Annotated in this window: 17 protein-coding genes and 1 pseudogene; 6 read left to right on the plus strand and 12 right to left on the minus strand. The window is 37.1% G+C overall.

Annotation, left to right across the window (positions count from 1 at the left end):
• Positions 1-227 precede the first annotated feature (227 nt).
• The 8 genes from C0975_RS03860 to C0975_RS03895 all read right to left on the minus strand — a co-directional run bounded on the left by C0975_RS03860 (position 228) and on the right by C0975_RS03895 (position 6,952).
• Positions 228-1,268, minus strand: a complete 1,041-nt coding sequence (locus C0975_RS03860; RefSeq protein ID WP_101775077.1) for a tetratricopeptide repeat protein — start codon at positions 1,266-1,268, stop codon at positions 228-230.
• Positions 1,269-1,298: 30 nt separating this feature from the next.
• Positions 1,299-2,147 carry a 3-deoxy-8-phosphooctulonate synthase gene (kdsA, locus tag C0975_RS03865; protein WP_101775078.1) on the minus strand — a complete coding sequence of 283 codons (849 nt, stop codon included), beginning with the start codon at positions 2,145-2,147 and terminating at the stop codon, positions 1,299-1,301.
• Positions 2,148-2,160: 13 nt separating this feature from the next.
• Positions 2,161-2,952 (minus strand): SirB1 family protein, encoded by a 792-nt coding sequence (locus C0975_RS03870; RefSeq protein WP_101775079.1) that lies wholly within the window; start codon positions 2,950-2,952, stop codon positions 2,161-2,163.
• A 3-nt stretch (positions 2,953-2,955) separates the two neighbouring features.
• Complete coding sequence (gene prmC / locus C0975_RS03875) at positions 2,956-4,281, minus strand: peptide chain release factor N(5)-glutamine methyltransferase (protein WP_342745589.1); 1,326 nt, start codon at positions 4,279-4,281, stop codon at positions 2,956-2,958.
• A 28-nt stretch (positions 4,282-4,309) separates the two neighbouring features.
• On the minus strand, positions 4,310-5,392 hold the full coding sequence (gene prfA, locus C0975_RS03880; protein ID WP_101775080.1) for a peptide chain release factor 1: 1,083 nt from the start codon (positions 5,390-5,392) through the stop codon (positions 4,310-4,312).
• A gap of 167 nt (positions 5,393-5,559) precedes the next feature.
• Positions 5,560-6,024: an outer membrane lipoprotein gene (locus tag C0975_RS03885; RefSeq protein ID WP_101775081.1), complete on the minus strand. Its 465-nt coding sequence runs from the start codon at positions 6,022-6,024 to the stop codon at positions 5,560-5,562.
• 23 nt (positions 6,025-6,047) lie between these two features.
• Positions 6,048-6,359 (minus strand): hypothetical protein, encoded by a 312-nt coding sequence (locus C0975_RS03890; RefSeq protein WP_101775082.1) that lies wholly within the window; start codon positions 6,357-6,359, stop codon positions 6,048-6,050.
• Between the two features lie 5 nt (positions 6,360-6,364).
• On the minus strand, positions 6,365-6,952 hold the full coding sequence (locus C0975_RS03895) for a VOC family protein (RefSeq protein ID WP_101775083.1): 588 nt from the start codon (positions 6,950-6,952) through the stop codon (positions 6,365-6,367).
• Between the two features lie 88 nt (positions 6,953-7,040).
• Here C0975_RS03895 and argS point away from each other — a divergent pair, with 88 nt between their 5' ends.
• Positions 7,041-8,774 carry an arginine--tRNA ligase gene (gene argS / locus C0975_RS03900; RefSeq protein ID WP_101775084.1) on the plus strand — a complete coding sequence of 578 codons (1,734 nt, stop codon included), beginning with the start codon at positions 7,041-7,043 and terminating at the stop codon, positions 8,772-8,774.
• A gap of 322 nt (positions 8,775-9,096) precedes the next feature.
• Here argS and mdh read toward each other — a convergent pair whose 3' ends face one another.
• The gene (gene mdh, locus C0975_RS03905) at positions 9,097-10,032 is read right to left on the minus strand and encodes a malate dehydrogenase (RefSeq protein ID WP_101775085.1); all 936 of its coding nucleotides are present in this window, start codon (positions 10,030-10,032) and stop codon (positions 9,097-9,099) included.
• Between the two features lie 218 nt (positions 10,033-10,250).
• Here mdh and argR point away from each other — a divergent pair, with 218 nt between their 5' ends.
• The 5 genes and pseudogenes from argR to C0975_RS03930 all read left to right on the plus strand — a co-directional run bounded on the left by argR (position 10,251) and on the right by C0975_RS03930 (position 17,094).
• A complete protein-coding gene (gene argR / locus C0975_RS03910) occupies positions 10,251-10,718 on the plus strand; it encodes a transcriptional regulator ArgR (RefSeq protein WP_101775086.1) in 468 nt (155 codons plus the stop codon).
• 27 nt (positions 10,719-10,745) lie between these two features.
• Positions 10,746-11,642, plus strand: coding sequence for a TIGR01777 family oxidoreductase (locus C0975_RS03915; RefSeq protein WP_101775087.1), 897 nt, complete (start codon positions 10,746-10,748; stop codon positions 11,640-11,642).
• A gap of 322 nt (positions 11,643-11,964) precedes the next feature.
• Complete coding sequence (gene purR, locus C0975_RS03920) at positions 11,965-12,969, plus strand: HTH-type transcriptional repressor PurR (RefSeq protein ID WP_101775088.1); 1,005 nt, start codon at positions 11,965-11,967, stop codon at positions 12,967-12,969.
• A gap of 235 nt (positions 12,970-13,204) precedes the next feature.
• Positions 13,205-15,844 (plus strand): annotated as a pseudogene (gene ppc / locus C0975_RS03925) (phosphoenolpyruvate carboxylase).
• Positions 15,845-16,062: 218 nt separating this feature from the next.
• On the plus strand, positions 16,063-17,094 hold the full coding sequence (locus C0975_RS03930; RefSeq protein WP_101775089.1) for an ABC transporter substrate-binding protein: 1,032 nt from the start codon (positions 16,063-16,065) through the stop codon (positions 17,092-17,094).
• Between the two features lie 118 nt (positions 17,095-17,212).
• Here the strand turns inward: C0975_RS03930 and C0975_RS03935 are convergent, their stop codons facing one another.
• The 3 genes from C0975_RS03935 to glgC all read right to left on the minus strand — a co-directional run bounded on the left by C0975_RS03935 (position 17,213) and on the right by glgC (position 22,701).
• Entirely contained in the window at positions 17,213-19,669 is a 2,457-nt protein-coding gene (locus C0975_RS03935) for a glycogen/starch/alpha-glucan phosphorylase (RefSeq protein ID WP_101775090.1), read from the minus strand.
• 127 nt (positions 19,670-19,796) lie between these two features.
• Positions 19,797-21,239 (minus strand): glycogen synthase GlgA, encoded by a 1,443-nt coding sequence (gene glgA / locus C0975_RS03940; protein WP_101775091.1) that lies wholly within the window; start codon positions 21,237-21,239, stop codon positions 19,797-19,799.
• A gap of 154 nt (positions 21,240-21,393) precedes the next feature.
• Positions 21,394-22,701: a glucose-1-phosphate adenylyltransferase gene (gene glgC / locus C0975_RS03945; protein WP_101775092.1), complete on the minus strand. Its 1,308-nt coding sequence runs from the start codon at positions 22,699-22,701 to the stop codon at positions 21,394-21,396.
• Between the last annotated feature and the right edge of the window lie 15 nt (positions 22,702-22,716).

Below are 22,716 nucleotides of genomic sequence, written 5' to 3' on the forward strand. Positions count from 1 at the left end.
TGGTAACTCCTTTTGTTGCAATGGTTTTCTATTTTGTCCAATTTAATTTGAGATAGCAAACTATAAATTGCCCGAATAAAATTATTTTTAACTCAATTCGTTCTCTTCACAAGACCCATCTTTGAATATATAAAATGGAAAAACAAAATTTTTACAAAATCGACCGCACTTTCTTTCCGCACATAAAAACCTCTCACATTGGAGAGGCTCTAATTACGATAAGCAATTTACTTCTTACCTAACTGCTCTTTTAATTGTGTTATTTTTTCTAATACTTCTTCTTGTCGCGACTCATCATCATCTTGTTTTTTAGCATAAAAAAGCTCGTAGTAATGTAATGCTTTTGCTAAATCTTGTGGCACGCCTGTACCTAACTCATAAAGATAACCCAATGTGTAATAATCTTCTAATGCTTCAAATTCACTGAGTGCAAAATCCACATCAACTGCGGTACCTAATCCAGCTAGAGATAAATTCGCAACCAGTAATCTTGCCTTATCTAACCCTTGTTCAGCTGCTTTTTTTAACCAAAAAACACCTTTTTCAAACTCTCCATTTTCTACATAATATTCACCCACTTCATATTGAGAATCGACTTCATTTTTTTCTGCAGCTTGCAAAAATAACTGAAACATTTCTTTACGTTTTTTTTCAGTCAATACCTCTATTTTATAAAGTTCAGCTAAATTACGTTTTGAAACCGCATTACCTGAGTTTGCAGCTTGTCGATACAGTACTTTTGCTTTATCAATATTTTCTGCTACACCATACCCCAAATCATACATATAAGCTAACGCGTTCAAATGATAGTGCTTTCCCGCATTTACTTCTGCTTGCAGAATTGCAAACGCTTTCTTGAAATACTGTTCCGCTAAGTTTTCATCTTGTGGTACATACCAGCCGTGATGATACATTTCACCTAAAACAAGCGCACCTAAGCCACTTCCTTTTTCCTCTGCCTCTAAGCTAAGAAAATAAGCCGTTTTATTATCTTTTTCTAACTGCATATCTGCTAGTCTTGCAATAGCATCTGCATTACCCACTTTTCTTGCTTGTTCAAAAAAAGTTGCTGCTTTTGCTAAATCGATTGATTCATTACCTAAACCATAGATATATTGTAATCCTTGCTGATAAAGCGCCTCACCTTGCTCAATCTGTACAGTTGTTTGTGCCTGTTGTGCTGTTTTTGTTGTATCAACGCTATAAGCAATAGGAGAAATTAAAAGCGTTACTGCGCCTGTGAAAACTAAAAAATACAATACCTTCATTACAATCCCCCTCTTATTCCAATACTAATTTTACGTATCTAACTCTGGGAAACTTTTCACTAAATCATCAATTGCTTTCATTTGCGTGACAAAACCTTCAAGCGCAGAAAGCGGTAATGCAGAGGGGCCATCGCATTTTGCTTGATTTGGATTTGGATGTGCTTCTAAAAATAGTCCTGCTAAACCAATAGCCATTCCCGCACGTGCCAATTCAGTTACTTGATCACGACGACCACCTGACGCGGCACCAAAAGGATCACGGCATTGTAAAGAATGAGTCACATCAAAAATGACAGGACAACCCTTCGATACTTTTTTCATTACAGTAAAACCCAGCATATCAACCACAAGGTTGTCATAACCAAAATTTGAACCACGATCACATAAAATCACTTTATCATTACCGCATTCTGCGATTTTCTCAACAATATTGCCCATTTGTCCCGGACTTAAAAATTGTGGTTTTTTCACATTAATTATTGCACCAGTTTTTGCCATTGCCGCAACAAGATCCGTTTGACGTGCTAAAAAAGCTGGCAATTGAATAATATCAACTACTTCTGTAACAGGCTGGCATTGATAAATTTCATGTACATCTGTGATCACTTTGACCCCAAAAGTCTCTTTCAACTCTTGGAAAATTTTTAATCCTTGCTCCATCCCAGGTCCACGATAAGAATGAATTGAAGAACGGTTTGCTTTATCAAAGGACGCTTTAAATACATAAGGTACACCTAACTTTTCTGTCACGTTGACATAAGCTTCGCAGACTTGCATTGCCATATCTCGACTTTCTAAAACATTCATACCACCAAATAAAACAAATGGTTTGTCATTAGCGATTTCAATATTATCTAAGCGAACAATTTTATTTTGCATCTGGTTTTCCTTCTTAATGAATAGGATAAGAATCTTGTTTCAATTCTTCTAGCTGATTTTTAAGTAATGCTGCAGTCGGGTCTTGAGGACATTGATCAATAAAATACTCAAAATCTTCTGTGGCGACATGATAACAACCCATTTGTGCCAACACTAAACCGCGGTCACGTATTTCATAAGGATCATCAGGATAATAATGCATTAAATGTGAAATATAACATAACGCCTCATCATTTCGTTCCTCACGAATTAACGCATTTTTGGCAAGTTGTCTAAAACGCCCTAATAAATCCCCGACATTTGCAATAGCTAATTCGGCTGGTGTAAGCTCTAGACCAAATCCCATCGCTCCTTCATACCATTTATGTAATAGTGCAAGCGGAATATATTGCCCATCCCAAGGGTTAATAAATGCAACTTCGCCATCCACTTCAGCACGCAGCACTAATTGGGTTGGGAAATTAACCGGATATAGCGGTAAATTTAGGCGATCTGCAATATAAAGTAAAATTGCGCCCAGACTAACTGGCATACCTGTTCGAGTTTCTAATACATCATTTAAATATAAATTCGATGAAAGAAAATAAGAATTTGGATCACAATGAAATCCCCATTCACCATAGAATAATTGTAAAAGTAGGTGAATTTTTGCTTTTGTTTCCATTTCAGGCGGAATTTGCTTACGTGCAGCACGTACTAAATGCCCAATTTGTCCACGAACACGTAATACACTATCACTATCTCTGAGTGTAGTATGGTAAAAGGTCAGCATTTCATCATAAAGTGCTTTTTTTACATATTTCATTTTCTAACCTCTCCAGCGAGCTAAAGTCACTCTATCATTACCAGCATAATCTTGCACAGTTGTTACATCTTGCCACTGATTCTCTTTAAAAATTGACCGCACTTTTTGTCCTTGTTGCCAACCATGTTCTAATAATAAATAACCTCCTGCCTTTAAAAAGCATGAGGCATGGGTCACAATATGTCGTAAATCTGCATACCCTTGCTCTTCGGCAACAAGTGCAGATAAAGGCTCAAAACGAACACCGCCTTGCATCAAATGAGGGTCCTTTTCATCAATATAAGGCGGATTACTCACAATCACATCAAATTTCATCTGCAAATCGAGTGCAGCAAACCATGAACTTTGTAAAAAGGTGACGTCCAAATGATTCAAAGCTGCATTTTGTTTCGCTAATTCAACCGCTTGTGCAATACGATCTACACCAAAAATTTTTAAATTTGCACCGCACTTTTGTGCTAAAGGGGCTAACTCGAAAGCTAATGCTAACGCAATTGCACCAGTACCTGTACCTAAATCTAAAATCGCAAGCTCACCAGTAAAGTGCGGTAGGTTTAAGCGTAATTTTGCCAGCTCAAGGGCTTTTTCTACTAAAATTTCTGTATCTGGACGAGGAATTAACGTATCTCGTGACACTTTCAATGGTAATGACCAAAATTCTTTTTCACCAAGAATATAAGCAATTGGCTCACCTTGTGCGCGGCGGACAAGTAATTTTGCAAGCTGAATAAGTTCATCTGGCGTGAGAAGCGTTTCTGAAAAAGCCATAATACTTGCTTTACTACGCCCTGTCACAAAAGATAATAAAATATTAATATCAGATTTTACATTTAAATAAGGATCAGAATCTAATGCTTCTAATAGCACTTTCTCTGCAAAAGCTAACCACTCAGCATAACTTTTTGCTTGTACGTCAACAACAGTAAATCGTTCGCAAATTACCTTGAAATCAGATGTCACTTTTTTTTCTTTCACACCCACACAATCTGCTAATAATGCTTGGTCTAGAGTAAAAAGTTGTGTATTAAAAAACTGCTCGTGACTTTGATACCAGTGTGTATAATCCTCTTCTCCTTCTGCTAACGCAAAAGCTTCAGATACTTGTCCAAATGCACATTGCTCAACTGAAGTTATTGTAATCGTAACAAGAGGATTATTATTGTGATCTAAAATGATCGCTTCATCGTTTAATTGAGGTAATTCTTGTCCATCAAATGTATAAAAAATATGACCAGAACAAGTTGCTGTTTTATTTCCAGCAATCACTAAACAAGCTAAATAATTGGGCATCACAGCAAATGCCCATTTTTTAGTTAGATTATGTTCCATCTTTCACATCAAAATCATGAGGATATCATCATGCTTGCTCAGATAATGCAGCCAACTGATCGGCTTGATATTCAGTAATAATTGGTTGAATTAATTCATCAATTTTGCCGTTCATCACTTCATCTAAACGATACACCGTCAAGTTAATACGGTGATCAGTCACACGTCCCTGAGGATAATTATAGGTACGAATTTTATCTGATCGGTCACCAGAACCTAATAAATTACGACGTGTATCTGCCTGTACTTGCTCTTGGCGTTCTTTTTCAGCTTGCACAATGCGTGAGGCTAGTACAGACAAAGCTTTGGCTTTATTCTTATGCTGAGAACGCTCATCTTGGCATTCAACAACGATCCCCGTTGGAATATGAGTAATACGTACAGCTGAATCAGTAGTATTAACATGCTGACCACCCGCTCCCGATGAGCGATAAGTATCAATACGTAAATCTGATGGATTAATTTCTGGTAATTCTGATTCAGGTAACTCTGGCATTACTGCTACTGTACATGCTGAAGTATGAATTCGCCCTTGCGACTCTGTTTTTGGTACACGCTGTACACGATGACCACCAGATTCAAATTTAAGTTGACCATAAACACCTTCGCCGCTTATTTTCACAATAACTTCTTTATAACCACCCTGTTCACTTTCATTTGCGCTTAACACTTCAACACGCCAACGCTTACTCTCCGCATAACGGCTATACATACGGAATAAATCACCAGCAAAAATACCAGCCTCATCCCCCCCAGTACCCGCACGAATTTCTAAATAACAGTTATATTCGTCATTTGGATCTTTAGGTAATAAAAGAATTTGTAAATGTTGCTCAACTTGCTCAATTTCCGCTTTGCATTCTTCAATCTCTTCTTGTGCCATCTCTTTCATACTTGGATCATCAAGCAATAATTGTGCTTCTTCTATATTGCTATGTAATTGATTCCAGCGTGCAAAGCATTTCACTACATCTTCTAGTTGTGCATATTCTTTTGAATAAGCACGAAATCTCTCTTGATCACTAATAACAGAGGCATCACCTAATAATGCTTCAAGTTCTTCATGACGTTCTTTCAAACTTTCTAATTTACTGATAATTGTTGGTTTCATTGATTAACCTTATAATAAATTAACAAAATGAAATAAAAAATCGGACAATTCTAACATGTATTTAAAAGAAACTATAAATAATCTTCTTATCAATCGCTGATAATCACAAATAAAAAGGCTTTCAGTTAACGACTGAAAGCCTTTTTCTTAAAATAAATTAGAACTTCTTATCTGATAACAGATACATTCACTCGAGAACCACCAACAATACGCACTCGTGCACCAGGCATTAAGCTTGCATCATACTTTTGCACAACAACTATTTCTTGCCCGTTATCTTTTCTGATAACTAGTTCTAAAGAATCTACTTGTGTGACCTTTTCTTCAACTTTACTGCCAATAACGGCACCCGCAATTGCTCCAACAGTTGTTGCAATCATTTGCCCTGTACCACCACCGATGCCAGAACCTGCAACACCACCAAGTACACCACCACCAACAGTACCAATCACACCTTGATTGTCTGCTTGAATTTTTACTGGACGACTAGAAACGATAGTGCCATAACTAATTGAGCGTGTTTCTTTTGCTTGGTTACCTTCATATACATTACCGCTATAAATATCAGTATTGGCGCAACCAACTAAACCAAAGCTCATTAAAATAGCGAATGCGACTGTTACTTTTTTCATAAAACTCCTACCTTGAAATAACATTATATAGGCGATCTTGGACTAAAAGTGGAAATATTTTTCAAACCTTCATTATTATCGAGTACACGTACACAAGCACCTACAACAAGGGTTGAATCATATTGATGAGAAAGCTGCATTGTTTCAACTGGACCATCTTTATTTTCACAGTCATTTTTACGAACTGTTAACAATAAGTTTTCACCATTGTATTCACTGAAAAGAATTTCAGCACGATAGCCATTACCATAATAATGATCATTATGATTTTTCGTACAAGCAACCAATCCCAAACTTAATACCGTTGCCAATGCTAAAACTGTTGTTTTTTTCATCTTTGCTAAACCTCAATAATTTTTTTAATATTATAAGGATGAACCTTAATGCAAGTATGATTTTGTGCATTATCCACAAAACTTACTGCAATAGATGGATTTGGTAGTTGTTCTCCTTCCACTTTAGGTTCGCTCACTTTGACTTTTAAATTATCCAGTTGGTTCCATAAAAATAAAAGACTAACACGTTTTATCCATTCTTCTGTCGTTTCATTCTGCAAAAACGGCATAACAACTTCGATATGTTCCCAGCCTTCAATAGGATAAATTTTATTTTTAGGAAATGGTAATTCAATAATATCAATAAACTGTCCTGCTAAACGTAGGGGCTGCGCTAATTTAATCAAATAAATAACACGTCCATTGACAATATTATGATTCAAAATTGTACCGTACTTTAATAAGTGTGTCAGCCAATATTTTGCTTTCTCATCTGTGTTTACTCGTAGTGCAATGTGATCAATTTCATATTCTTCTAAAGCTAAATTCATGATCTGAGCTAAATCTTGAATTCGTTGTGCAAAGCAAGGAAAACTCTTGGTTAAGTCATTAACTTCGATGAAAAGGGGATGTATTTGCTCAAAAGTTGTCATTTTTTCTCACGGTATCTTTTCTGAATGCCTAAAGAACGGTATCATAGCCGATTATTCTATTAATTCATAATTTAGGTATAAAAATACAGTGAATATCCAATCTATTTTATCTCACAAAATTAAGCAAGCGATGATTTTGGCTGGTGCTGATACACAATGTGATGCCCTTGTCCGTCAATCTAGCAAAGCACAATTTGGTGACTATCAAGCCAATGGCATTATGGCAGCAGCCAAAAAAGTGGGGACAAACCCACGTGATTTTGCTCAAAAAGTCATTACACAACTCGACTTAGCACATATTGCAGACAAAGTAGAAATTGCAGGTCCTGGTTTCATTAATATTTTCTTAGATAAAAATTGGTTAGCTGCCAACGTAGAACATGCACTAAATGATGAAAAATTAGGAATCAAATCTGATGAAATACAGACTGTTGTTGCAGATTATTCATCCCCAAATGTCGCAAAAGAAATGCATGTTGGACATTTACGTTCAACCATCATTGGCGATGCTGTAGTGCGTACACTTGAGTTTTTAGGTAATAAGGTTATTCGTGCTAATCACGTTGGTGATTGGGGAACGCAATTTGGCATGTTAATTGCCTATCTTGAAAAAATAGAAAATGAAAATGCGGCAGAAATGGAATTAAGCGATTTAGAAGCATTTTATCGCGCAGCAAAGGAACATTATGATAACGACCCTGCATTTGCTGAAAAAGCACGTAGTTATGTCGTTAAATTACAAAGTGGTGATCAATATTGCAATAGTATGTGGAAAAAGCTTGTTGATATCACAATGCAACAAAATCAACATAACTATAATCGCTTAAATGTTACACTCACCGAAAAAGATGTCATGGGTGAAAGTTTATACAATCCAATGCTACCAAGTATTGTTGCAGATTTACAAAAACAAGGCTTAGCCGTTGAAGATGAAGGTGCTTTAGTTGTATATCTTGATGAGTTCAAAAATAAAGATGGCGAGCCAATGGGGGTTATCGTACAAAAAAAAGACGGCGGTTTTCTCTATACAACGACAGATATTGCGGCAGCCAAATACCGTTATGAAATATTAAAAGCCGATCGCGCTTTAGTATTCTCAGATACTCGCCAAAGCCAACACATGCAACAAGCTTGGTTAATCACGCGTAAAGCAGGCTACGTGCCAGAGCACTTCCAACTTGAACATAAAAACTTCGGTATGATGTTAGGTAAAGATGGTAAACCATTTAAAACACGTACTGGTGGTGCCGTAAAATTAGCAGATTTATTAGATGAAGCTGTAGAACGAGCTAGCCAATTAATTAATGAAAAAAATAATACACTCTCTGAAACAGAAAAAGCAGCTGTGATTGAAGCTGTCGCAATTGGTTCAGTAAAATATGCAGACTTATCGAAAAATCGAACAACAGATTATGTATTCGACTGGGATAATATGCTCAGCTTTGAAGGAAATACTGCACCTTATATGCAATATGCCTATACGCGTATTCGTTCCATTTTTAATCGTAGTCATTTAACTGAACAAGATCTTCATCAAGCTAATGTCATGATTAATGATGAAAAAGAGCGCGCATTAGTCGTTAAATTATTACAGTTTGAAGAAGCAGTTCAAATCGTCGCAAAAGAAGGTACACCACATATTTTATGTACTTATTTGTATGAATTAGCAGGTATCTTCTCTTCCTTCTATGAGCATTGCCCTATCTTGAATAACGAAAATGAACAAGTAAAACTAAGCCGCTTAAAATTAGCATTGCTGACAGAGAAAACCTTAAAACAAGGTCTAGATTTACTAGGAATTAAAACTGTTGAAAAAATGTAATTTACTAAAATAGCAGGATTTGAATTAAAAGCTGGTGTTTTCATCAGCTTTTTTCTTACTTATCACTAGGGTAAAAAAAAGTGCCTCGTTTTAAGGCACTACTCGGAAAGCAAAATATGTCGGCTATTTGTTATAGCACTTGTTTTTAGTTGTGCTAAGAATACAAAAATAAACCTTATTCCACAAATGGTTATTTTAAATAATGTGAACTAACTCACGCTTTTTATTGTAATTTTTATTTTTTTGACCGCTTCTTTCATACAAAAAGAAAGAGCATCAAAGGATATTGATGCTCTTAAATTATCAATTAAGCTAGAAAGGTTTATTGATTAACGAATTTTTCACCTAATTCGATATCCGCACGTAGTGTTTCTAACATTGCATCAAGCGCTTGCTGCTCAAACGCACTTAATGGACCAATTGGAAGAATTTCTTCAACACCTTCTTTACCTAGACGCACTGGCTGAGCAAAGAAACGTGCATATTTTCCACAACCTTCTACATAGGTACATTCAACAACATTTTCACCTTGTAAGCCTTTTACTAAAGAAAGCGCAAAACGTGCTGCCGCTTGAGCCATTGATAACGTTGCTGAACCACCACCTGCTTTTGCTTCCACGACTTCTGTACCAGCATTTTGGATACGTTTTGTTAACGGCGCGATTTCCTCTTCTTTCCATTCCGCATATTGCACTTGCGACAATAATGGTAGAATTGTCACCCCTGAGTGTCCTCCAATAACAGGAACAGTAGTACGAGTCGGTTCTAACCCTTTTAATTCAGAAACAAAAGTTTCAGAGCGAATAATATCTAATGTAGTAACACCAAATAATTTACGTTTGTCATAAACACCCGCTTTTTTCAATACTTCTGCTGCGATTGCAACCGTCGTATTCACTGGGTTAGTGATAATACCAACGCAAGCTTTTGGACAAACTACGGCAACTTTTTCAATTAAGTTACGTACGATACCCGCGTTGATATTAAATAAATCTGAACGATCCATACCCGGTTTACGAGCAACGCCTGCAGAAATTAAAACAATATCAGCGCCTTGTAGTGCTGGTGTTGGATCTTCACCAGCGGATCCTTGCACTTTAACCGCAGTTGGAATGTGACTTACATCCGCTGCTACACCTGGGGTAACTGGCGCAATATCATATAATGATAACTCTGAACCAGCGGGTAATTGTAATTTCAATAATAATGCTAACGCTTGACCAATACCGCCAGCGGCACCTAAAACTGCAACTTTCATTTGCTACTCCTTATGGGTTAATAAACTAAATACGTAAGATTTTAGAATGAAGCCAATATAAATTCAAATAGATAAATTCAATAGTGCGATCTAACTCAAATTTTCAGCAAAAACTGGCCGCGCTTTGTCTAAAAACAAGACAACCCTATGGAATTTATTTGCATATTTATGCAATTTTATGCAAGATCAGTGCATTAAATTGAAAAAGGAAAGTGATTATGAATAATGAAAAGCAAGATAATCTATTAAATGCTTTTAAAGAGTTATTAGCACAAGAACGCTTCGGTTCACAAGGTGAAATTGTTCAAGCACTGCAAGATCTTGGTTTCACACAAATTAATCAATCTAAAGTGTCTCGAATGCTAACGAAATTTGGCGCAGTTCGCACACGAAATACTCGAATGGAAATGGTCTATTGTTTACCAAATGAATTAAGTGTACCAAATACCAAAAGTCCACTTAAAAATCTTGTACTAGATATCGATCACAATCACTTTGTTATTGTCATCAGAACTACTCCCGGTGCAGCACAACTTATTGCACGTTTATTAGACTCAATTGGTAAAGCAGATGGTATCCTTGGCACTATTGCTGGAGATGATACTATTTTTGTTACCCCAACACTCGATTCTAATATTCAAGATCTCATCAGTAGTATCCGCGAATTATTTGAAACATCAATTTGATGAAAACTAGTTATCTGAGAGGTTAACATGCAAATTTTAATGACTGGCGCAACTGGGTTAATTGGTTCCACATTAATCTCTCATTTATTAGCACAGCACCATCAAATCACTGCATTAGTTCGCTCACCAGAGAAAGCGTGTCGCCAACTTCCTCCAGCTGTACAACTGATTTCATCGCTAACACAATATACCCATTTAAATCAATTCGATGCAGTGATTAATCTCGCTGGCGAACCTATTTTCACTCGACGATGGACAAGAGAACAAAAGCGTCGTTTATTAGAAAGTCGAATTCATTTAACCCGCCAATTAACGACTTTAATTAATAATAGCACTACTCCACCGCATACCTTTATTTCAGGTTCAGCCACGGGCTATTATGGCGATAAAGGTGAAAACATTATCACAGAACAAACACAACCATCACAACAATTTCCAAGTCAACTTTGTCAGCAATGGGAAACCGAAGCCGTAAAAGCTCAAACGCGCGTTTGTATATTACGTACAGGTATTGTACTTGCACAAAATGGCGGTGCTTTAAGCAAAATGTTGCCTATTTATCGTTTAGGATTAGGCGGACAACTAGGCAATGGCAAACAGTATTGGGCTTGGATTGCATTAGAAGATATGATAGCAGGCATACTTTTTCTACTTAATCATGCAACATGTGTTGGCGCATTTAACTTCGTCTCACCTCATCCTATACGCAACCGTGAATTCAATACTCTGTTAGGCAAATATCTTAAACGTCCACATTTTGCAACTGTACCTGCATTTATACTCAATCTCCTATTGGGAGAACGAGCACAATTATTACTTGATAGCCAAAAAGTTGTACCAACAAGGCTACAAGCCGAAGGGTTTATTTTTCAATATCCTAAACTGGAAAATGCATTGCAGGCTATCTTAAAACAAAAAAGCTGAGATGATTTTATCATTCTCAGCTTTTTTGAAATTTATCCGATATTATTTAGAAAATTGATGCTGCAAGTACAACGATCATTCCTAACGATAAAGCAACTGTCATCATTGCATAACCAAAATCACCCATTTTAACCTCAACTTATTAATTACATTATTCATCAAATTGGCGCACTATTCTAACAATAAAAGCACTTAAAATAGAAGTCTAATCAGCGATTAAAAAATTAAAAGTGTGACCGTTTACAAATATTTTCAATCTAGTGCTTAACCAATTCAGTTTCAATCCTTATAATAAATAAAATTTGTATGGAGAAATAGAATTATGGCAACAATTAAAGATGTCGCAAAAATGGCTGGGGTGTCAACAACAACAGTCTCACATGTTATCAATAAAACACGCTTTGTTGCAGCAGAAACGGAAAAACTAGTTTTACAAGCTATTCAAGAATTAAATTACTCACCAAGTGCTGTTGCGCGTAGCCTAAAAGTGAATACCACTAAATCTATTGGTATGATTGTCACTAGCAGTGAAGCGCCTTATTTTGCCGAAATTATCCACGCAGTAGAAGAACATTGCTATCGCCAAAGTTATTCCCTCTTCTTATGTAATACACAAAATAATGTCGAAAAAATCAAAAACCATCTTGAAATGCTGATCAAAAAACGCGTTGATGGCATTTTAGTGATGTGTGCAGAATATACGCAAGACTCACTTGATTTATTGGCGAATTTTACTTCCTTACCTATGGTAGTGATGGACTGGGGTCCTAATAATGAGCATACCGATATTATTCAAGATCACAGCTTTGAAGGTGGCTATATCGCGACAAAACATCTGATTGAACAAGGACATAGCAAAATTGGGATTATTGCAGGAGAGTTAACAAAAACAACAGCCAAAACTCGCTATGAAGGTTTTATTAAAGCAATGACAGAAGCCAATTTGCCCATCAATCCAGATTGGGTAATGGAAGGTTTCTTTGAACCTGAAGATGGGTATGAATGCATGAATAAAATTCTAGCGCAACCTCAATTACCTACTGCCGTCTTTTGTTGTAATGATGTGATGGCACTTGGCGCAATTTCGGCGATTGGTGAAAAAGGCTTAGCTGTACCTGAAGATATTTCAATTATTGGTTATGATAATATCCACGCTTCGCGTTTTTATTCTCCTCCTCTAACTACAATTCACCAATCAAAATCACGTTTAGGTGCAAGAGCAGTGACTTTATTATTTGAGCGAATTAATGAGAAATCAGAACAGCGTGAAATCATTGAAATGCATCCAGAATTAGTCATACGTAAATCCGTAAAATCACTACTCTAAAATTGAATAATCTTCATTTAGCCCACAAGTTAGGATTTTAATTATTTCCTCTATTCATTAAATATTATTTAATAAAAAAGCAATTAAATTAAATAAATCCAATCTTATTTGCCTAATCCTAATTTTTTCATTTTATGAATTATCATTGATCTTTTAACACATTTTTGTTTATATCTACTCCAGTTAAGGTCTTTTTTCATTTATTGACATTTAAAATTATTCAAAGAGGTCATTTATGATTCAGCAGTACTCCACTATGCGTAATAATATCAGTATGCTTGGACGTTTTCTTGGGGAAACAATCAGCGACGCACAAGGAAGTGATATTCTTGAGTTAATTGAAAATATTCGTGTTTTATCACGTAATTCACGTAATGGAAACGATAAAGCTCGCCAAGAATTACTCGCAACATTAGCAACTATTTCAAATGATAATATCATGCCCGTTGCACGTGCTTTTAGCCAATTTCTTAATCTCACTAATATTGCTGAACAATATCAAACAGTATCACGCTAACACCATGATCAAGTTGCATCAGAACGTTCTATTTCTGCCCTTTTCAAGCGTTTGAAAGCACAAAATGTCTCTCAAGAAAAAGTTATAGCAACGGTTGAAAAACTCTTAATTGAACTTGTATTAACCGCAAATCCAACTGAAGTAACTCGTCGTTCGTTAGTGCATAAGCATATAGAAATTAATAAGTGTTTAAGTAAATTGGAGCATAGTGATTTAACAGAAGAAGAACGTAAAACCATTGAACGCCGCCTATTGCAACTTATCGCTCAAGCATGGCATACCAATGAAATTCGTACGCAGCGCCCTACCCCATTTGAAGAAACCAAATAGGGGTTTGCGGTTATTGAAAACAGTTTGTGGCAGGCAGTTCCTGAGTTTTTACGTCAACTCAACACAAGTGCGGTCGAATTTTTTGGATTTAACATTCCAGTAGAGTTGAATCCTATTCGTTTCTCTTCATGGATGGGCGGTGATCGCGATGGTAATCCATTTGTTACAGCAGCTGTAACACGCCAAGTATTACAATTAGCGCGTTGGAAAGCAGCAAGCCTATTTCTTACTGATATTCAAGCGTTAGCAGATGAATTTTCTGTCGTTAAATGTACCGATGAATTTCGAATTAAATATGGTAATCATTTAGAGCCTTATCGTACCGTTGTAAAAGAGTTACGTTCTAAATTAACTATGACACTTGCTTATTATGATGATTTATTAGCAAGTCGCCCGCCCCGCGCATCAGCAAATGAAATTATCACGCACGACACACAATTATGGGAACCGCTATATGATTGCTACCAATCTTTACAAGCTTGTGGTATGCGTATTATCGCTAATGGCTTATTACTTGATTGCCTACGCCATATTCGCTGCTTTGGTGTGACATTGTCACGCTTAGATATTCGCCAAGAAAGTACGCGCTATACTGATGCCGTCGCTGAAATGACACGCTACATTGGTTTAGGTGATTATTCGCAATGGAGCGAAAGTGACAAGCAGGCTTTTCTTATTCATGAATTAAGTTCTCGCCGTCCATTATTACCACGTGATTGGCAACCTTCAGTAGAAACACAGGAAATTTTGGATACCTGTAAAGTTATTGCGGAACAACCTAAAGGTGTGATTTCTTGTTATATTATTTCAATGGCAAAAACAGCTTTTGATGTATTAGCCGTCCATTTATTGTTGAAAGAATCAGGTGTTGCCTATCATTTACCTGTTGTACCATTATTTGAAACATTAGAGGATTTAAATGCTTCTGAGCAAGTGATGAAAGCCCTTTTCAATATAGGCTGGTATCGCGGTGTAATCAATAATAAGCAAATGGTAATGATTGGTTATTCTGATTCCGCTAAAGACGCTGGAATGATGGCAGCTTCGTGGGCACAATATCGCTCACAAGAAGCATTAGCAAATCTTTGCGACAACCTTAATATCGAACTCACTTTATTCCACGGACGTGGAGGTACAATTGGGCGTGGTGGTGCGCCAGCTCATGCTGCATTACTGTCTCAGCCTCCTCGTTCTCTCAAAAATGGCTTACGTGTAACTGAACAAGGCGAAATGATCCGCTTCAAATTAGGTCTACCAGCTGTCGCAATCGGTAGTCTTGATTTATATACTAGTGCAATTTTGGAAGCCAACTTACTACCGCCACCTGAACCTAAGGGACAATGGCGCGCGTTAATGGATGAATTATCCATTTCATCATGCGAAATTTATCGTAATGTAGTAAGAGGCGAAAAAGATTTCGTTCCTTATTTCCGTGCGGCAACACCTGAACAAGAGCTTTCTAAATTACCACTGGGTTCTCGCCTTGCTAAACGTAATCCGAATGGTGGTGTTGAAAGTCTACGTGCTATTCCATGGATTTTCGCTTGGATGCAAAATCGTCTAATGTTACCAGCATGGTTAGGGGCTGGCGCAGCATTACGTCGAGCAATTGAAGATGGCAATGGTGATGTAATTGAGGAAATGTGTAAAACATGGTCATTTTTCTCCACTCGAATTGGTATGTTAGAAATGGTATTTAGTAAAACTGACACTTGGCTTTCTGAACACTATGATCAACATCTTGTCAAACCTGAGCTTTGGTACCTTGGCGAAGCATTACGCCAACAACTGACTCAAGACATTCAAACAGTATTGTCGTTATCACATGAAGACCAACTAATGTCTGATTTACCTTGGATTGCAGAATCTATTGCCTTACGTAATGTCTATACTGATCCATTAAATCTATTACAAGTCGAATTATTACGCCGCTTACGCGCTAATCCAGAACACTCAAATCCTGATGTTGAGCAAGCCTTGATGATTACGATTACTGGTGTCGCCGCGGGTATGCGTAATACAGGTTAATACTTCGCCTAATATGCAGTAAAACAATAAAGAGCAGCTAAAAACTGCTCTTTTTATTTGTTGTTAGCTTATGCTAATTCACAGCCATACTTACTATTCTTTGTAAAATTCTGACGATTTTTCGTCGAATCTGGGAGGATAATTTGTTATTATGCCTTGCTTTTTGAAAAAAGTAAGGTTCAAAACATAGTTCAGTTTTACAACTAATGGAATAGATGATGAAAAAATGTAGTCCCTTGATCAGCAAAGCAATTTGCTTTACTTCTCTATTTTTATCCCTTCCCTATTTACATGCCAAAGGTAATCTAACGCTCTACTGTACATTACAGAATAGTGCTTGTGAAGAAATGGTAAAACGCTTTTCAGACAAATACCAAATTAACACAAAATTTGTTCGTAGCAGTACAGGAGTCACATTGGGTAAAATTAAAGCCGAAAAAGATAACCCTCAGGCAGACGTATGGTATGGTGGTACTTTAGAGCCTCATTTACAAGCTCGAACTCTTGGTTTACTCGAAGCTTACCGTTCTCCTAAACAAGCAGAAATACGCCCACAATTTCAACATATCATTGAAAAATATGGTGATTATACTTCTTTTGGCTATATGTTAATTTTAGGATTAGGCATTAATACTGAAAAGCTGCACAAATTAGGTATCGAAGAACCTAAATGCTGGCAAGATTTACTCGATCCTCGCCTTAAAGATGAACTACAACTACCTGACCCACAAAGCTCTGGCACAGCTTATAGTTTTATTGCGACGCTAATCCAACTATGGGGCGAAGAAAAAGCCTTTGATTTCTTAAAAAAACTTGATAAAAACGTTTCACAATATGTCAAAACAGGGTTAGTCACACAAAACCTCTCCCGAGGAGACACAGCTGTAAGTGTGGGTTTCCTACATACCTTTGAGCAAGAAAAAGCAAAAGGGGCACCAATCAAAACCATACCTGTTTGCGAGGGTGATAGCTATGCGTTAGGTGGTTTGAGTATTATAAAAAATGCCAGAAACTTAGATAATGCAAAACTGTTTGTAGATTGGGTATTAAGTAAAGAAGGACAGGAAGTAGATTGGATACAGCAAGCCCCTTATCAAATTCCAACCAACAAACATACTGAATTACCTGCAAACGCTATTTTACCATCAACACTTAATTTATTTGATCTGGATTTTGAACGCTTTGGCTCCAGTCAAGAAGCTAAACGGATTATTGAGCGCTGGCTAAAAGAAGTACGTCTATCACAATAGAATGAGTGCATTCAGATTGCATTCATATCACATTTAACAGGGCTTCATTAGCAAAAAGTGCGGTCAAAATTTTAAAAATTTCAACCGCACTTTGATTTGAATGAGGAAAAATTAAATTTTATTTGATTGGCTCAATTTTCCAAATTTTCTCTGCGTACTCTAAAATAGTACGGTCAGAGGAGAAGTAACTCATATTGACAATATTTTGTAATGTACTATCAATCCAGGCATTTTGATCTTGATACTTCGCATCAACTTGTTGCTGCATATCAACATAACTACGGAAATCTGCGAATGCTTGATAATAATCATGATACTGCAATGACTGTAACAACTGGTGATAACGATTTGAATCTGTTGGCGAGAAACGACCAGCAATGATTTGATCAACAACATGACGTAATTCTTGATCATTTTGATAATAATCAAATGGACGATAGCCGTGACGACGTAACGCTTCCACTTGTTCTACTGTATTACCAAAGATAAAAATATGCTCTTCGCCCACATTATCTAAAATCTCAACGTTTGCACCATCTAAAGTACCAATGGTTAATGCGCCATTGAGCGCAAACTTCATGTTACTGGTGCCTGAAGCTTCTGTACCCGCTAATGAGATTTGTTCTGAAATATCCGCTGCTGGAATAATCAATTCAGCCAAGCTCACACTATAGTTAGGGATAAAGACAACTTTTAAACGACCTTTTAAACGTTCATCATGGTTAACTACATTTGCTACATCATTAATCAAGTTAATGGTTTGTTTTGCGGCGTAATAAGCTGATGCTGCTTTACCTGCAAGGATAAACACACGTGGTACCCAATCTTTTTCTGGGTTCTCAATCATCGCGTTATAACGAGCAATGATATGTAGTACATTTAAAATTTGGCGTTTATATTCATGAATACGTTTTACTTGCACATCAAATAAGGCATTTGGACTTACTTCAATACCTAATTCATTTTTAATGTAATGTGCTAATTTCACCTTATTATTGTACTTAATCTGAGCGACTGATTTTTTCAATTCAGGATCTTGCACTTTATCTTTTAATAAGGTTAATTGGCTTAAATCACGACGCCACTCTTGACCAATATATTTATCAAACAATGCTGACAATTCTGGGTTCGCGACACCAATCCAACGGCGAGGCGTGATACCATTTGTTACATTAGTAAAGCGTTCTGGATAAATGCGAGCAAAATCAGCAAAAGTCGAAGTCACCATTAAATCTGAATGAATGGCCGCAACACCGTTGACTTTATTTGAACCGACTACAGATAACCAACCCATACGGACTTTACGATGATCCCCTTCTTCAATTAATGATACACGACGAATAAAATCGGCATCAGTTGTTACATAAGTACGCACATATTCAAGGAAGTAATCGTTAATTTCAAAAATCATTTGTAAATGACGCGGTAAAATGTGCGCCATCATTTCTACAGGCCAAGTTTCTAATGCTTCTGACATTAAGGTATGGCAGGTATAAGAGAATACGCGACGCGTGATATCCCATGCTTTCTTCCATTCATACCCTTCTTCATCAATTAAAATCACCATTAGCTCAGGAATAGCTAATGCTGGGTGAGTATCATTTAAATGAATAGCCACTTTATCAGCAAAGTTTTCCATCGTATTATGGATACGTTTATGGCGATAAATAATATCTTGTAATGATGCAGAAACGAGGAAATACTCTTGACGTAAACGTAATTCACGACCGCTCCAAGTAGAATCATCTGGATACAGAACACGAGTAATATTCTTACTTAACGTACGATCTTGTACCGCCGCAAAATAGTCACCTTTGTTAAAATCCGCTAAATCAAAACGATCGCCAGCATAAGCACCCCATAAACGCAATGTTGCAGCAGAGTCATTGGCATAGCCCGGAATTATTTGATCATAAGCTAACGCCACCACTTCTTCTTTACTGGTCCAAATACATTTTTTGCCTTCAAAATGAATACCACCACCGAAACGAATTGTGTGGCGTTTTGAAGGGCGAATAAATTCCCATGGCGCGCCTTTATCCAACCAAGCATCTGGTTTTTCCACTTGATGACCATCTTCGATTTCTTGCTTGAACATACCATATTCATAACGAATACCATAGCCTACGCCCGGTAAGGCTAATGTCGCGATAGAATCCATAAAGCAAGCAGCTAAACGCCCTAATCCACCGTTACCTAGACCTGGATCGACTTCTTTTTCTAGTACATCTTCAAGGTTTACATTGAGTTCAGATAAAGCTTGTTTTGCAATATCGTACACGCCTTCTGCCAGCATGGCATTGGACAATGTACGACCAATTAAGAATTCCATTGATAAATAGTAAACTCGACGCGTTTCTTCACTTCTCGCTTGGCGCGCAGTTGTAATCCAACCTTCAGTCACAAAATCACGTACCGCATATAACGTTGCATTCAACCAATCACGTTGACTGGCTTCTTTTGGTGAACGACCGATTAAAAAGATAAGTTTCGATACAATGGTTTTTTTCAAAGACTCTACGGTAATCTCAGGACGATTATATAAAAATGGCGAGTCGAAGTTATCCATAATCATAGTTGTGTTATACTCCTAAATTATTTTAAAAAACGGTGCAATTTAGTCATTTTTGAACAAAAATGCAACAATTTTTTTTAATAAAAAACATCAATAAATAAAAATCTTAGGTAAAACAAATTTATTCTTAATAAGCGGATAAAATACGCTCATATAAATTTTTATACCCTGAAGCTGAAATTTGCCAGCTAAAGTCTTGTTCCATCGCTACAGTTCTCACGCTAAACCATAAACGCTGTTTCTGCCATAATACAAAAGCATTGGCTAATGCCTGACGCAATGCATCACCACTTGCTTGTTCAAATACAAAACCAGTTGCAAGACGTGCTTTAATATTTTCGGCTGAGCTATTGACGACTGTATCTGCCAATCCACCAGTCGAACGAACTAATGGCAATGTGCCATATTTCAAGCCATATAATTGAGTTAAACCACAAGGTTCAAAACGACTTGGTACTAAAATCACATCACCACCAGCAACCATTAAATGTGATAATGCTTCATCGTAACCAATTTTGACTGCAATATGTTGCGGATAACGTTCAGCTAAAGACTTAATACCCGCTTCTAAATGTGGAGAACCTGAACCTAGTAATGCTAATTGACCGCCTTGTTTGACAATCTCATCAGCGCTTTCAATTAATAAGTCCACGCCCTTTTGCTCAGTTAAACGCGTCACCATCACAAATAATAAAGCATCAGGATCTTGTGGCAAATTGAAATAAGCTTGTAATGCTTCTTTATTCTTACGTTTGCCTGTCATGGCTTTTAATTTATAGTGATGCTCAATATAACTATCATTATTTGGGTGCCAAATTTGTTCATCAACACCATTTAAAATCCCCACTAAACGACCTTGTTGAGCCAAGGTATTTAATAAACCCTGTAAGCCATAGGAAAATTCAGGTGTAGTAATTTCTTGCGCATAGGTTGGACTTACTGCAGTAACGGCATCAGAATAATATAGTCCTGCTTTTAAGTAAGAAATTTGCCCATACAACTCAAGCCCTTCCACATGAAACATGCTCGCAGGCAAACCAATTTCAAATAAATGATGATAAGCAAACTGTCCTTGATAAGCGAGATTATGAATTGTAAAAACAGATTTAGCTGGACGCCCTTTATTAAATAGATATGCACTGCTTAAGCCTGCATGCCAATCATGAGCATGTACAACTTCTGCTCGCCACCAGTTGTCCAACCCTGTTGCTAATTCAGCGGCCACCCAACCTAGCAATGCAAAACGCTTATAGTTATCAGCATAATCGTTATACCATTGATCATGATATGGATTACCTTCGCGCTGATATAAATGTGGTGCATCAATTAAATAGACACCCACTCCTTTATATTCGCCATAACGTAAAACGATATGACCAGCAAAGTTATCAAATTCATTGACCACTACGGTATCAGGAATTCCCGCCACAATAGCAGGATAAGCTGGTAATACAATACGAGCATCAATGCCAATTTCTTTTTGTGCAAAAGGCAACGCACCCATCACATCAGCTAACCCACCCGTTTTCAGTAAAGGATATAATTCCGAGCAAGCATGTAGTACTTTCATTTTGTTACCCTTAAAGTGTCAAATATGTATCAATATTGCTATTTTTTAAGCCGAACGATGATCTAAATATAAAAGGGCGAACACATAGGCTCGCCCTACGTTTCATTCAACCTATCGTTTGAATGGATAAAACTTCCAAAAAACTGACCGCACTTTAGTCTAAGTGAGCCTCTGAAACAACTTTTTCACCATTCAATTTTTTAAGCATCGATGGTGTCACCAACACCACGCCACCTGAACTGACTCTAAAACGTTGGCGATCAAGTTCAAGGTTCACACCAATTTCCATGCCATCAGGAATCACTGCATGGCGGTCAATAATACAACGTTTTAATTTACAGTTTTTGCCAATAGTCACTTGTGGTAAAACAACACAATGATCAATTTCTGAACCTTCATTAATTTTAATGCGATCAAAGAGCACTGAATAACTGATAGACGCATCAGTGATCACACAACCACCAGAAATTAGCGAATTATCCACTGGACGTGCATTTTCCTTCTTATAAAAGAATTTTGATGGATAGGTTTGCACAGGATTACCACGGATCGGCCAAGTTTGATCATAAATATCTAATTGTGGATTTTCACAAACTAGATCAATATTAGATTGCCAGAAACTATCTAATGTCCCAACATCACGCCAGTAAATTTCGCCTTCAGTATTACGTCCCATACAAGAGCGGCTAAATGGATGGGCATACAACACACCTTCTTCTAACGCTTTCGGTAAAATATCTTTACCAAAGTCATGTGAAGTATAAGGCGAAGTAACCTCACGTTCTAATACATCATATAAGTAGTCTGCATCAAACACATAAATCCCCATTGAAGCAAGCGAGGTATTTGGCTTACCAACCATCGCAGGAGGATATTTTGGTTTCTCAACAAATGATTTTACTTTCAGATTTTCATTGACCGCCATTACCCCAAACTCGGAAGCTTTTTCACGCTCAACTTCAATACAACCAACAGTACATTTCGCACCACTATTAATATGGTCAATCAACATTTGGCTATAATCTTGCTTATAAATATGATCACCTGCTAAGATTAATACATATTTTGGGCAATAATGATCGCGAATAATCGCCATGTTTTGATAAACCGCATCCGCAGTTCCACGATACCAAGTCGAATCATCAATCTGCTGGCGAGCAGGTAACATATCAATAAATTCCCCACGTTCTGCAGGTAAGAATGACCAACCATTTTGTAAGTGACGTAATAAAGAATGCGCCGCATATTGTGTCACTACTCCAATGCGGTTTAGACCCGAGTTTAAGCAGTTTGATAAAGCAAAATCAATAATTCGGCGATTTCCGCCAAAATATAGTGCGGGTTTCGCACGTTTGTCAGTTAATTCATAAAGGCGTGAACCACGACCGCCCGCAAGAATTAATACGAGCGTTTCTTTCACTAGCTCATATTTATTAGGTAATTTAGCAATACTACTATTCATAATGACCTCCATTAT

Origin of the sequence: Pasteurella oralis, assembly GCF_002850605.1 — a bacterium.
GTDB lineage: Bacteria > Pseudomonadota > Gammaproteobacteria > Enterobacterales > Pasteurellaceae > Pasteurella > Pasteurella oralis.

What these genes read in the sequence shown, in the direction of transcription:
- C0975_RS03860 (WP_101775077.1), bottom strand. Translation starts at nt 1,268, where the DNA reads ATGAAGGTATTGTATTTTTTAGTTTTCACAGGCGCAGTAACGCTTTTA.
- kdsA (WP_101775078.1), bottom strand. Translation starts at nt 2,147, where the DNA reads ATGCAAAATAAAATTGTTCGCTTAGATAATATTGAAATCGCTAATGAC.
- C0975_RS03870 (WP_101775079.1), bottom strand. Translation starts at nt 2,952, where the DNA reads ATGAAATATGTAAAAAAAGCACTTTATGATGAAATGCTGACCTTTTAC.
- prmC (WP_342745589.1), bottom strand. Translation starts at nt 4,281, where the DNA reads ATGGAACATAATCTAACTAAAAAATGGGCATTTGCTGTGATGCCCAAT.
- prfA (WP_101775080.1), bottom strand. Translation starts at nt 5,392, where the DNA reads ATGAAACCAACAATTATCAGTAAATTAGAAAGTTTGAAAGAACGTCAT.
- C0975_RS03885 (WP_101775081.1), bottom strand. Translation starts at nt 6,024, where the DNA reads ATGAAAAAAGTAACAGTCGCATTCGCTATTTTAATGAGCTTTGGTTTA.
- C0975_RS03890 (WP_101775082.1), bottom strand. Translation starts at nt 6,359, where the DNA reads ATGAAAAAAACAACAGTTTTAGCATTGGCAACGGTATTAAGTTTGGGA.
- C0975_RS03895 (WP_101775083.1), bottom strand. Translation starts at nt 6,952, where the DNA reads ATGACAACTTTTGAGCAAATACATCCCCTTTTCATCGAAGTTAATGAC.
- mdh (WP_101775085.1), bottom strand. Translation starts at nt 10,032, where the DNA reads ATGAAAGTTGCAGTTTTAGGTGCCGCTGGCGGTATTGGTCAAGCGTTA.
- argR (WP_101775086.1), top strand. Translation starts at nt 10,251, where the DNA reads ATGAATAATGAAAAGCAAGATAATCTATTAAATGCTTTTAAAGAGTTA.
- C0975_RS03915 (WP_101775087.1), top strand. Translation starts at nt 10,746, where the DNA reads ATGCAAATTTTAATGACTGGCGCAACTGGGTTAATTGGTTCCACATTA.
- purR (WP_101775088.1), top strand. Translation starts at nt 11,965, where the DNA reads ATGGCAACAATTAAAGATGTCGCAAAAATGGCTGGGGTGTCAACAACA.
- C0975_RS03930 (WP_101775089.1), top strand. Translation starts at nt 16,063, where the DNA reads ATGAAAAAATGTAGTCCCTTGATCAGCAAAGCAATTTGCTTTACTTCT.
- C0975_RS03935 (WP_101775090.1), bottom strand. Translation starts at nt 19,669, where the DNA reads ATGATTATGGATAACTTCGACTCGCCATTTTTATATAATCGTCCTGAG.
- glgA (WP_101775091.1), bottom strand. Translation starts at nt 21,239, where the DNA reads ATGAAAGTACTACATGCTTGCTCGGAATTATATCCTTTACTGAAAACG.
- glgC (WP_101775092.1), bottom strand. Translation starts at nt 22,701, where the DNA reads ATGAATAGTAGTATTGCTAAATTACCTAATAAATATGAGCTAGTGAAA.